Consider the following 12,168-nt stretch of genomic DNA (forward strand, 5'->3'; position numbering starts at 1 on the left):
CCCGCCATGCCCGCTGCGCCCGTCATGTCGGCCACGGCCGCTGCGCCCGCCGCGCCTGCCGCGCTGGCCGCTCCTGCCGCGTCGGTCCCGGTTGTCGAGCCCGTTGCGCTGGGCGCGGTCGGGGCGGAGTCGCAGGCGGGGCTGCTGACGGAGGAAGAGGAGAGCGCTGCGCGGTTGGAGCTCGAGCGTGTCGAGGCGGAGGCGGCGGAGCGGATGCGCGAAGAGGTGCTCGCCGCGCGGAAGCGCGAGCAGGACGCGCGCGACCGCGAGATTCGCGAACGACGAAGGGTCGAGCGTGAGCGCGAGCGCCGCGAGCAAGAGGCCATCGCTGCGCGCCGCGCGCAGGAGAAGAAGGAAGAGGAAGACCGCGCTGCCGCCGTGCGCCAAGGCCGCCCCGACAACCAGCTCCTCGACCTCTCCGGTATCGACGACGAAATCGACGTCGCCCTCGACGCCATCCTCGGCCCGAACCTCTCGTATCCGCCCCCACCCCCCAGCCCCTCCCTCTCCCCACCCCCTTCGCCCGACGGCGACAACGACGACGACAAGGGCGGCCCCCGTTCCTCGTGAGTCGACTCGCCGGGCGCGCATGAGCAACTCCTCCGGGCGAGGAGAAGGAGAGGCTAGGAAGGCGCCCGCCGCGCCGCGCCCGCGCATGATCGATTCCTCCGGACGAGGTCAGGCGCGCAGGAGAAGGAGCGCGCCGCCTCCCGCGACGCCCTCCGGCGAGGAGGGCTCGTAGGAATCAGGGATCGTACGGGTCGGGCGTCGGCGGGAGGCTCGCGGTGATGACCGGCGTCTCGCGCGTCGTCGTCGGCGGGAGGCCGGTTTCGCGGCGCCACGTCGCGTAGGCGCGCATGAGGTCGGATGCGAAGGAGGCGCCGACCTGGGCGTAGCCGTCGCGTGTAAGATGCACGCGATCCCTCTGTGCGCGCGGGGGGTCGTCGAGGGACCACTGCGCGATGGAGCCGCTCCCGCCCATCGCCGCGAGCTGGTCGTAGAACGCGCAGCCGGCTGCGGCCGCGACGCGGCGCTCCGCCTCGATGATCTCGAGGATCTTCGGCGCCGTCACCCACTCGTCGCCCGACTTGATCGCGCGGTCGGGTGGGCCGAGGAGGAGACACGACGCGCTCGGGACCGCGCGCGCGATGCGGCCGAGCTGATCGACGAGCTGGCGCTCGAACGTCGCCTGCGGGAAGTCGACGTCGACCGACTCGTTCGTGCCGTACGCGAGCACGACGAGGTTCGGCGCGCGGTGCTTGAGCTGCTCGGCCCAGTGCTGCTCGTTCCACGAGAGCGCCGTCGTCACGCGCGCGCCGTTGATGCCGAGCGCGTCGAGGACGACGCCGTGCTGCGCCGTTCGATCGAGCGTCATCCCGAAGACGCGCACGTCGCCGTCGCCGACCGCGCGGACCTCGAGCTGATGCGTCGACGTCTCCGCGATGTCGAACGCGCGGAACGCCGACTGCGCGCGCTCTCCGCGCGTCGCGATCCGAACGACGCGGACGCCGTCGACGAACACGTCGAACGCGCCACCGTTCGGTTGCTCGAGGTAGTCGATCTCCGCGCGCGACGTCTTCGCCGTGATGTCCGCCCACGCGCGCGCGCCGTGCTGGCGCGTGAAGAGCCCGATGCCGGAGAGCCCGTAGAGCCCGTCGCCGGTGTGCTTGCCGCCGGAGAGCTTCGTCTTCTCCGGCGCCCACTCCGTCGACATCCCGACCTTCACGCCGTCCTGGAACCACTGCTTCCACGGCCGGCCGATCGCGACGAAGCCGCGGCCGCCGTCGCCGAAGCGAGCCTGCAGCGCGCGCCGCACCGCGCCGGTCTGGATGTCCGCCGCGGTGTGGGAGTCGCCGAACTGCGTGACGCGCACGTCGTCGTCGCCGCGTCCGGCCTCGAGCCGCGCGAGGGCCTCGAAGAAGCGACGCAACACCGCCGGCCGCTCGAGCGCGCCCACGATCGGCGAGGACCTCCGCTCGACGATCTCGACCGGCGTCTCGGCGAGCGGTCGCGCGCTCGTCGTCGCGGGCGGCGCGCTCCCGCGAAGATCGTCGAGCGGCGCCGTCGTCTTCGCCTTCGCCGGCTCGCCGCACGCGAGCATCGGCGCGGACGCGAGGGCGAGGAGGAGGGCGAGGCGGGTCATGGCGCGATCGAGGAGCGGAGAACCCTCATCTTTCCACACGGATGCGAGAGAAACAAAACAATGGGGCCGGCGTCCGGCGTCGGGTTAGCGTGGCGTCGTGGAGGGCGACGAGCGACAGCCGGAGGACGCGAGCGCTCGGCCGTCGCTCTCGCTCGGGCGCGGTCCGACCCACAACTGGAGGGTGCTGTTCGCGATCGCGTGGATCGGCGTCCAGCTGACGCTCATCGTCACCGCGGGCCGGCGCCCCGACGGCGCGTTCGGCTTCCGCATGTTCAGCGAGTCCTCGGTCATGACGCTCGTCCTCTACCGCGAGGTCGACGGCAAACGTGTCCACGTCGCCGACGGCGTCTGGGGCGCGAAGTCGATCGACGGCCGCGTGCATCGCTTCTCCTGGTTCGATCGCGTGCCGCGCGGGTGGGTCTTCGATCGCGAGATGCCCGCCTCGTACGGCGCGACGGCGCAGCTCGTGCGACTGCAAGCGGCGCTCGACGACGTCGCCGCGCACGTGCCCGACGACGCGGAGACGACGCGCTTCCTCCTCGACGTGACGATGCGACGGAACGGACGCGAGGCGGTGGTCCATCACCTGACGAGCCGCGAGCGCATCGCGACCACGCACGACGAGGTGCACTGACGTGCTCGGCCTCCTCGCGCGCTTCCGAGACGAGATCAGCGACGGGTACGTCCTCGGTCCCGTCCGCGTCGCGGTCGGCGCGCTGCTCGGGTGGCACGCGCTCGTCGCGGCGGAGGAGCTCGCGAAGATCGGGTACTTCGGCGACGTCTTCCACCTCCCGATCATCCCGGACGCGCTCGTCCCGTCGCCGCGCCTGTACGCGGTCGTGCTCGCGGCGCGTCTGTGTCTCGCGATGATGGTGGCGATCGGCATCTGGGCGCGGCCGGCGCTCGGCGCGAGCGCGCTCCTCGGCCTGTGGTGTCTCCTCGCGGATCGCAACCAGTTCCACCACAACCGTTATTCCCTGTTCTGTTACGCGTTCCTCCTCGCGTTCACGCCGTGCGATCGCTCGTGGCGCGTGACGATGGGCGACGTGCTCGTCCCGCGCCGCGGTCCGTTCTGGGCGGTGCGGCTCGCGCAGGTGCAGGTCTCGATCATCTACCTCGCGTCGGGAGGCTCGAAGCTCCTCGATCCCGACTGGCGCGACGGCCTCGTGCTCGGCGATCGGATCGCGCGCCACGCGCACCTCGCGGTGAAGGCGGGCGTGCCGGCGAAGCTCGTCGACGTCCTCGCGCGCCCCGACATCGCGAGCGCGACGGCGAAGCTCGCGATCATGACGGAGCTCGTGATCTGCGTCGCGCTGTGGCTCGGGCCGACGCGCGTCGTCGCGCTGTGGTGGGGCCTCTGGTTCCACGTGACGATCCAGGCGACGTCGAAGGTCGAGGCCTTCAGCGTCCTCGCGCTCGCGCTCTACGGCGTGTTCGTCACGCCGGACCACCGCGCGCGCACGCTCCGCTTCGATCCCTCACGCTTCTGGGGTCGCCTCGCCGGCACGATCGTCCCCGCGCTCGACTGGTTCGCGCGCTTCGCGGTCGAGCCGTGGGAGCCCGACGAGAAGGGAGGTCACTCCGTCGTCGTCATCCGGCGCGACGGCCGCCGCGCGACCGGCGTTCCAGCCTTCGCTATGATGACGCGCTGTCTACCGCTGCTCTTCCCGCTCTGGGCTCCCGTCGCGCTCCTCGCGAGCTTCACGAAGCGCGGCGATTTGACGACCGGGGGGTAGGCGCTGCTTCGCTCATGCGAGCGGTGAAGCTCGCGAAGCGGTGCCGCGTCGTCGCGGCGGCGAGCGGACGCTTCTCGAGGAGCCAGCGCGGGAACCCGCCCGAGAGCACCAGCGTCGCGCCGTGGCCGTAGCGACGCAGCACCCGCGCGACGTCGTGCGCGACCGCGACATTTCCCTCGTCGACGAGGACGATGGTGTGCTCGTCGCCGACGCCGATCTCGCTCATCGCCATCGCGAGCTCCGCGCCGGAGACGGACGATCCGTCGGCGTGGAGCACCCGCGTCGCGTCGAGCTTCGTCGAGCCCGGGATGAAGCGGAGCGGCCCCACCGCGCGGTGGCGGACGTCGACGACGCGGAGCCACCCCGCGTCGAGGTTCTCCGCGAGCCACCGCGTGGTGGCGACGCCGTTCGAGACGGTGCCGGAGTCGGGAGGCGCCTTGTTCATGATAGTAGAGTTGCATCTACTATCATGAACCGTCAAGGCTCAGTCGGCGTAGTCGACGCCTTCGCAGTTCGCCTGCACCCACGAGCGGTTCTCGGCCGCGCAGAGGTTGCTGAGGCGGACGCCGGGGCCAGGCATGCAGTTGATCCAGCCCTCGTTCGGGCAGACGAGCATCGAGCTCACGTCGAGCGCGGTGCGCACGCCGGTCTCGATGCCGGTGAGCGTCGTCTTGCGACCCTTCACGCGCGCCTTCTTGCCGTCGACGAACTGGTTCTTCTCGCCCGCGTCGAGGACGAGCTCGACCATGCCGCTGTCGGTCATGACCGCGTAGCCCGTCGTCTCGCCGCCGATCGCCATCACGCTCGCGAGCTTGCCTTCGACCACGGTCTCGGCCGGCGCGACGCGGTCGTTGCTGTACTGCGTGATCTCGATGACGCCGAGCTCGCTCGCGTGCGTCTCGGTGACGACGATCTTCGCCGGGACGACGTCGCGGCAGAGGCGCGTGCGGTGGTCGACGATCTTGATCTCGCGGATCTCGGCGCCTTCGACGATTTCGCCGGCGTAGATCTGCGAGCCGCAGGAGGTGCCCTCGCGGCGGAGGCGGTACTCGCGGGCGTCGGGGACGACCGCGATCTCGAGCGGGCAGAAGCCGCTGAACGCCTCTTCGAGGTGCGCGGTCATGTCCTTCAGCTCGAGCTTCGTCGTGCGCACGCAGCCCGACTCGGGCGCGTAGTGAGGCTGGCGGTAGAGATCGAATTTGCCGGCGGCGATCGGCGCGGGCGCGACGAGCGCCTCCTCGCCGGCGGCGGCGTCTTCGGACGTCGGCGCGGAGCAACCGACAGCAACGGGAACAGCGAGAAGACCAAGAAGAAGAGCGGTGAGCTTCATAGTGAGGAACCCCCGACAAGCATGTACGCCCCTTGCGTACATCTGCGCGTGTGTTGGCGTGTGTATGACGCGGCCCCACCCACTGGTCAAGGCACCCCCACCCATATTTTGACTTGATGCGTCAAGGCCTCAGGTGGTCAACGTCGGGGGCTCCGCTCGGGTTGCTTCGCAACCGCTTGCGCGGCCGCTTCTGGGGCCCCGTGTCGAGCGGTCTGATCTGGGTGTCGGGGCGGCGCAGGGTGGCACATGGGGGGGTGTTGAATTTGTGGGGGATTTTGTTGGCGCGGGGGGTGCTTCGCGCGCGGGTGATGAAGGCACGCCAGATTGCGCTCTTGGCGCTCGTTGTTGCTTGCGGCGGGACGGCGGCGGTGAAGAAGGATGCGCCCGGCACTTCGGTGACGACCGAGGTGCCGCAGGCGCGGCGGCAGGGGCTCGCGGAGCTGCAGGCGAAGCTCGATGAGGTGAAGGACCTCGACGCGGCCGGGTTCGCCGCGAGGTACGCGCTGCCGTACCAGACCTCGCTCGGCTACGAGCCGCTGAAGGCCGGCGGCCTCGATCGCGTGAAGGCCTCGAGCTTCGCGCTCCAGCCGGGCGAGGAGGACGCGCTCGCGAAGAATGGGTTCGTCGTCGCCGGTCGCAAGAAATTCCCGAGCTTCATCTACGGCTACCAGAGCATCTACTCCGACGACCTGCCGGTCTACGTGTCCGCCGACTCGATCCTCTACGCGGTCCACCAGTCGTACGACGCGATCTTGAAGCGGATCGAAGCGCGCGCGCTCTTGCCCGCCCTCACGCGCCTCGTGTCGAACATGCAGCGAGCGCTCGCGGCGGGCGCGGCGAACGCGTACCCCGCCGACGTCCGCGCCGACGTGGACCTCTACCTCGCGGTCGCGCGCGGTCTCCTCGACGGGCAGGCGAGCGGATCGAACGCGAAGGCGAACGAGCTCGTGAAGAAGGCGCTCGCGGCGGCGGGGCAGGACGACGTCGTGCTCTTCGGGAAGACGCGCACCGAGGACTTCTCGCAGTTCGAGCCGCGCGGGCACTACACGGAGAGCCCCGAGCTCGGCCGCTACTTCCGCGCGACGATGTGGCTGGGTCGCGTCGACTTCCGCATCCTCGAGACGCAGCCAGATCACACGCAGGTCTTCAACCGCCGCCAGCTCGAAGGCGCGTACGCGCTCCGCGCGGTCATGGACGCGAGCGCGATCGAGGACTGGAAGCTCATCGATCGGACGGTGGGCGCGTTCGTCGGCGAGCCCGACAACATGACGCTCCCGCAGCTCGACGCGCTCCTCGCCGACTTGAAGAGCGCGAGCGGCGCCGAGCTCTCGAAGCTCGAAGACGGCGCGATCGCGCAGGCGGTGTCGAACGGCGGCTACGGCGCGCAGCGGATCTCGAGCCACATCATGATCAACGGCCTCCGGAGCGGGACGATGCCGCTCTCGAGCACGTTCCTGCTCTTGGGTCAGCGCTACGTCGTCGACAGCCATGTGTTCTCGAACGTCGTCTACGACCGCGTGAACCGGCCCAACGTGCCGCAGCGGATGCTGCCGAACCCGCTCGACGTCGCGTTCGCCGCGCTCGGGAACGACCAGGCCGGGCAGCTCCTCGGCGACGAGCTCGGGAAATACCAGTACGCGCCGGACCTCGCGTCGATGCGCGTCCTCGTCGACGCGCATCCGTCGGACTACTGGGAGGCGAACCTCTACAACGAGTGGCTCGGCATGGTCCGCACCCTCTCGCCGACGAAGGAGACCGTCGCGGATCCGAGCGCCGCGGGCATGCCGCGCGTCACCGGCACCGAGCCGTGGGGCCGGCGCATCCTCTCGACGCAGCTCGCGTCGTGGGCGGAGCTCCGTCACGACACGCTCCTCTACGTGAAGCAGTCGTACACGGCGGGGAACGCGTGCGAGTTCCCGGACGCGTACGTGGAGCCATACCCCGAGCTCTTCACCCGCCTCGCGTCGTTCGCGGCGAAGGGTGACGCCGTCACCGCCTCGTTCGACATCCCCGAGGTGAAGGCGTACTTCGAGCGCCTCCGCGAGGCCGCGACCGTGCTCGAGGCGATGGCGAGGAACCAGCGCGCGGGCACGCCGCACACGACCGAGCAGCTCGCCTTCATCAACCAAATGACGTTCTCGATGGGCTGCGGCACGCTCGAGGCATGGGACGGCTGGTACGCGAAGCTCTTCTTCGAGCACCGGAAGGCTGCCGAGCTCGATCCCACGATCGTGGACGTGCACACGCAGCCGACGGACGAATCCGGCAACGTCGTCGGCAAGGTGCTCCACGTCGGCACCACGATGCCGCGCGCGATGGTCGTCGCGGTCGAGAGCTGCTCGGGCCCGCGCGCCTACGTCGGCCTCGTGTCGAGCTACCACGAGACGGTGACGGAGCAGTACAAGCGCCTCACCGACGAGGAGTGGAAGAAGAACCTGTTCCAGAGTCCCCCCGCGGAGGTGGGCTGGTTCGACGATCTCGTCGCGCGCTGAGCCGCTCGACGACGGCGCGGAGGGTGGGCTCGCTCCAGCGCTCCTTCCGCCCGATCACCCAGAACCGCGAGCGCCCGAAGTGGCTCGTCACGTCGAAGGCGCGGACGCCGCGCGCGTCGACGCGGTGGCCCGGGAGGAGGGAGAGGAACGTCGCGCCGATCCCCGCGCGCACGTACTCGAGCGCGGCGGCGCGGCCCTCGACCTCGACGCGGATCGCGGCGTCGTGGGGCGCGAGCCGATCCATCACGCGGCGCCGCGTGCGCGACGACTCGCCGTAGAGGACGAGCGGGGTGCTCGCCATCTGCGCGAGCGTGACGCGCGACGCCTTCGCGAGCGCGTGCGTCTTCGGGACGACGAACCACAGTCGATCGTCGGCGACGTGTCGATGGGCGAGGCCCTGCGGCGGCTCGTCGGCGCGCACGACGCCGAGGTCGACCTCGCGCCCGCGCACGAGCGACTCGCACAGCGCGCCGCCCGCGCGCCGCACGACGAGCTGCACCGGGCGGGTGCGCCGCTCGAGATCGACGAGGACACGGGGAAGGAGCTCGGTCGTGATCGTGCCGGTGCATCCGACGACGACGCGCTCGCGGGCGGCGACGACGTCGGCGCGGAGCTCCTTCGCCCCTGCGACGAGGCGCTCGGCGCGCTCGGCGAGGCGCTGCCCCGCGGCGCTGGGGCGGAGCGCGGCGCCGCGGCCTTCGAGGAGCGGCGCCCCGATCCAGTCGTCGAGCGTGCGGATGCGCCGGCGGAGCACGCTGCGATCGACGCCGAGGACGCGCGCGCTCGCCTCGAAGGCGCCGGGGCGGCCGCGCCGGACCTCGACGAGCAGCGTCGTGAACGACTCGAGGTGAAGGAGGAGATCGCCCGGATACAGCATGATGCATAGCGTGCACCATTTCGGAGCAAACGATGCGTGGATTGCTCCTTCACGCGATGCCATCGTTCATCGCATGGGAAGCATCGTGCTCGTAGTGGTGCCGAACGAAGGGCGTTATCTCGTCGTCGAGGAGCTCGACGGCACGTGGTACCTGCCGGCCGGGAAGGTGGAGCCCGGCGAGAACCTCATCGCGGCGGCGGTGCGCGAGACGGCAGAGGAGGCTGGAATCGCGATCGGGCTCCGCGGCCTCCTCGCGATCGAGCACGACCCGCGGCGGTTCCGCTTCGTGTTCGTCGGCTACCCCGCGCTGAACGTCCCGCCGAAGAGCCGGCCCGATCGCCACACGCGGGGCGCCGCGTGGAAGACGAGGGCGGAGCTCGCGAAGATGCCGCTCCGCCACCCCGAGGTGCTCGCGTGGATCGAGCGCTACGAGGCCGCGACCGCGCTCCTGCCGTGCGCGGCGTACCATCCGTACGCCCTCGACGCGCCGAGCATGTGGTCCGCGACGCTGGGCTGACCCGCGCGCCGCGGGCCGTTCAGCGCCGCCGCTCCGCCGCGCCGTCGAGCGCTCAGTTCGGGGCCTTCTCCCAGGCGTGCGCGGCGCCGTGGACGTTCCAGCATTCCCAGTCGTGCGCGGCGGCGTCGACGGGGCGCTCGCAGCCGGCGAGCGCCTCGCCCTTCGCGCTGAAGAGGCTGAGGCTCTCCGCGCCCTCCGCCGCGCCCGGCGCCGACGGGTGGAACGCGTAGTCGATGCGCGCCGTCTCGAAGCGCGCGACCCAGCGCCAGGTGTCGTCCGCGGGGACGGACTCGTCCGCGAGCGACACGAAGTGCCCGATCGGATCGACGTCGATCATCGCGCGCGCCTCGTTCGCGTAGCGGTAGGCGAGCATCGCGACGCCGGGGAGCCTCGTCTCGATCTTCGGGGCGGACGAGGCCGCGTGGGTCCCGCGGTAGCCGGGCGGCCAGAGCTCGGTGAGCGTCCCGCGGATGTGTCCGTCGAAGGCGGCGACGTTCGGCCTCGGCGTCGCGCCGAGATCGGAGGGCTTCACGAGCATGCCGCCGCGCTCGAAGCCCGCGTATTCCATGCCGTCGCGCGGGATCTGCGGCGGCCCGAACCAGTGCAGCTTCCCGAGCTCGAAGCGCAGCGCGACGTCGAGGCCGAGGCCCGCGACGCCGACGACCTTCGGGAACTGCGCGCCGACGTCGATGTCGACGTCGACGCACGCGATCGGTCCGGGCTCGTCGCCCGGGCCGACGTAGAAGAACGCGGCGCCGCGCGTGTAGCGGCGCAGGTTCCACTCGCGCGTGCCGGCGGCCATCGCCTTGTAGCAGGTGCCGCGCGTGAGGACGGCCTCGGGCCGCGTGCGGTTCGGGTCCTTCGTGAACCCGAACGCCGACTCGATCTCGTCGAAGCTCGCGCTCTCGACGAGGTCGGCGCTGTCGTTCGAGGCGGCGACCTCAGCGCCGGGATCGCTGTTCGTGCAAGCAAAGACGAAGGCAGGGACGAGGAAGAGGAGGGCGCGGTTCATCGAGAGGCTCCTTGTGCGCGCGACTCGCTCGCGCTGCGTCGCCTCTCTCGAGCAGCGCCCGTGCCAGCGGCGGGCCCGGTGTTTCCGCGCCGTTGCGACGGATCGTCCGCGTGCCGCTGTGTCTCCGGCGCGTGACGGCGATTACTTCACTCCCTATGCCCACTCCGTTCGCTGGACGACCGGGAGCTGGAGCGCGCGCTCGCGATCGAGGTCCAGGTTGCCGACGTGGAGGCAGAGCGGCGTCTGCACCCACTTGTAGATCGAGATCGTGAACAGGCGCGCGAAGCGCGTGGCCCAGGTCTCCACCTTCGCCGGCTCGTGCTCCGGGAACATCGCGAGGAGGACCTGCTTGACCTCGTCGGGCGCCATCTTCTCGCCGGCGTAGAGCGCGAAGCACGCGTCGAGGACCGGGAACGGCATCAGGTCCTTCTCGTCCTCTTGATCGTCCGCCAGCTCCGCCGACGCCGGCTTCTTCAGCGTCAGCTCGACCCCGGTGTAGCCGTGCTTCTCGAGCAGGTAGTCGAGGAGGTAGTTCACGACCGTCTTCGGCACGTTCGCGATGACGCTGAGCGCGCCCTCCATGTCGCCGCCGATCGTCGTGTAGCCGACCGCCTTCTCGCTCATGTTGCTCGTCTGGAGGAAGAGGCCCGCCGCGGAGTTGGTCCACGTCCACATCCGCTGCGCACGGACGCGCGCCTGCGCGTTCTGGCGCGCCATCGCGCCGAGCTTCTCGCCCGGCTGCAGCATCTTCGTCACCGCCTCGAGCTCGCGCTCGAACGCGTCGTCGATCGAGACGACCGCGAACGGCGTGTCGAAGTCCTTCGCCGTGGCCTCCGCGGCGGCGTGGGTCTCCTTCGACGAGTAGCGCGACGGCATGAAGAACGCGCGGAGGACCTCCTTCGCCTTCGCCTTCTCCGCCTCCGCGCCGAGGTGGCCCCAGCGCTGCTTGATCCAGCGGCGCGCGATGTAGAGCACGAGGACGGAGTCGCGCCCGCCCGAGAGCGCGACGCCGATCGTCTTGAACGCCCCCGTCTTCTCGAAGTAGTCGCCGACGCCGAGCGCGAGCGCGTCGAGGAGGTCCTCGCAGAAGTCCTCGCGCGGGGTCGTGCGCGGCGGGGCGCCGGGGAGGAAGAAGCTCTTGTCGACCGGGAACGGGTAGACGAGCGCGTCGCGCGGCGTCGTCGGCTCCGTCACGCGGACGCGGCGGATGTTCGGCTCCGTCGCGGCGAACGTCTCCTGATCCGCGCGCCAGGTCGTGTTCTCGTTGCGCAGGCGGCGGGTGCGATCGAGGTCGACGTTCACCGCGCTGAAGCCCTCGCGGTAGCGCTCGCGCTCGAGGACGATGCGCCCGTTCTGCGCGACGAAGCCGCCGCCGTCGAAGACGAGCCCGTCGTTCGCGCCGACGATGTTCGCGTAGACGACGGTGCACTGGTTGTCGCCCGCGCGCGTCGCGAGCATCTCGCGCCGCGTGGAGATGACGCCGAGGCGGAAGGGCGAGGCGGAGAGGTTCACGATCACCTCCGCGCCGGCGTAGGAGCGACGGCGCATCGGGCCGTCCGGCGACCAGCAGTCCTCGCAGACCTCGAGCGCGACGACGCCGAAGTCGCAATCGAAGATCAGGTCGCCGAAGGGGACGCCGTGGACCTCGTCCTGCAGGCCCGGCAGCCCTCGCGCGTAGACGCGCGCCTCGTAGAAGACGTTGTACGTCGGCAGCTTCTCCTTCGGCACGACGCCGAGGATCTTGCCGCGATGCACGAGCGCGGCACAGTTGTAGAGGTGCGAGCCGCGCGCGACGGTGAGGCCGATCGCGATGAGCGAGGGGAGCGCGCTCGTCTCCTTCGCGAAGCGCTCGAGCTCGCGCCACTGCGCGTCGACGAACGCGCGCCACTGGACGAGGTCCTCCGGCGAGTAGCCGGCGATGAGCTGCTCCGGGAGCGCGATCAGCGTCGCGCCGTCGGCGGCGGCCTCCTTCGCCGACGCGATCGCGCGGTCGACGTTCGAGCGAACGGCGCCGACGGTGGTGTTGACGTTCACGACCGCGATGCGGACGAGTCTCATGGT

General features: G+C 70.8%; 11 protein-coding genes. 5 read left to right on the top strand and 6 right to left on the bottom strand.

Going from position 1 to position 12,168, the window contains the following annotated elements; all coding sequences use genetic code 11:
- Positions 1-570 (top strand): hypothetical protein (locus tag KF837_23250; GenBank protein ID MBX3230258.1); only part of this gene is annotated, 570 nt, incomplete at its 5' end.
- Positions 571-745: 175 nt separating this feature from the next.
- On the opposite strand, the gene KF837_23255 is transcribed toward KF837_23250, so the two are convergent.
- Positions 746-2,143 carry a hypothetical protein gene (locus KF837_23255; GenBank protein MBX3230259.1) on the bottom strand — a complete coding sequence of 466 codons (1,398 nt, stop codon included), beginning with the start codon at positions 2,141-2,143 and terminating at the stop codon, positions 746-748.
- A gap of 97 nt (positions 2,144-2,240) precedes the next feature.
- Here KF837_23255 and KF837_23260 point away from each other — a divergent pair, with 97 nt between their 5' ends.
- Complete coding sequence (locus KF837_23260; protein ID MBX3230260.1) at positions 2,241-2,777, top strand: hypothetical protein; 537 nt, start codon at positions 2,241-2,243, stop codon at positions 2,775-2,777.
- A gap of 1 nt (position 2,778) precedes the next feature.
- Positions 2,779-3,879 carry an HTTM domain-containing protein gene (locus KF837_23265; protein MBX3230261.1) on the top strand — a complete coding sequence of 367 codons (1,101 nt, stop codon included), beginning with the start codon at positions 2,779-2,781 and terminating at the stop codon, positions 3,877-3,879.
- Here KF837_23265 and KF837_23270 read toward each other — a convergent pair.
- Together KF837_23270 and KF837_23275 are read right to left on the bottom strand one after the other, a co-directional pair.
- Entirely contained in the window at positions 3,845-4,324 is a 480-nt protein-coding gene (locus tag KF837_23270; GenBank protein ID MBX3230262.1) for a hypothetical protein, read from the bottom strand. The genes KF837_23265 and KF837_23270 overlap by 35 nt on opposite strands.
- 39 nt (positions 4,325-4,363) lie before the next feature.
- Positions 4,364-5,209, bottom strand: coding sequence for a hypothetical protein (locus tag KF837_23275; protein MBX3230263.1), 846 nt, complete (start codon positions 5,207-5,209; stop codon positions 4,364-4,366).
- 308 nt (positions 5,210-5,517) lie between these two features.
- On the opposite strand from KF837_23275, the gene KF837_23280 reads away from it, so the two are divergent.
- The gene (locus KF837_23280) at positions 5,518-7,701 is read left to right on the top strand and encodes a DUF3160 domain-containing protein (GenBank protein MBX3230264.1); all 2,184 of its coding nucleotides are present in this window, start codon (positions 5,518-5,520) and stop codon (positions 7,699-7,701) included.
- Here KF837_23280 and KF837_23285 read toward each other — a convergent pair.
- Positions 7,619-8,578 carry a hypothetical protein gene (locus tag KF837_23285; protein ID MBX3230265.1) on the bottom strand — a complete coding sequence of 320 codons (960 nt, stop codon included), beginning with the start codon at positions 8,576-8,578 and terminating at the stop codon, positions 7,619-7,621. The genes KF837_23280 and KF837_23285 overlap by 83 nt on opposite strands.
- Positions 8,579-8,651: 73 nt before the next feature.
- Here KF837_23285 and KF837_23290 point away from each other — a divergent pair, with 73 nt between their 5' ends.
- Positions 8,652-9,095, top strand: a complete 444-nt coding sequence (locus KF837_23290; protein ID MBX3230266.1) for an NUDIX domain-containing protein — start codon at positions 8,652-8,654, stop codon at positions 9,093-9,095.
- Positions 9,096-9,147: 52 nt separating this feature from the next.
- Here KF837_23290 and KF837_23295 read toward each other — a convergent pair whose 3' ends face one another.
- Both KF837_23295 and nadE read right to left on the bottom strand, forming a co-directional pair.
- Positions 9,148-10,107, bottom strand: a complete 960-nt coding sequence (locus KF837_23295; protein ID MBX3230267.1) for a hypothetical protein — start codon at positions 10,105-10,107, stop codon at positions 9,148-9,150.
- A gap of 153 nt (positions 10,108-10,260) precedes the next feature.
- Complete coding sequence (nadE, locus tag KF837_23300; GenBank protein MBX3230268.1) at positions 10,261-12,165, bottom strand: NAD(+) synthase; 1,905 nt, start codon at positions 12,163-12,165, stop codon at positions 10,261-10,263.
- Positions 12,166-12,168 lie beyond the last annotated feature (3 nt).

It is taken from the genome of Labilithrix sp. (assembly GCA_019637155.1).
Taxonomy (GTDB): domain Bacteria; phylum Myxococcota_A; class Polyangia; order Polyangiales; family Polyangiaceae; genus Labilithrix.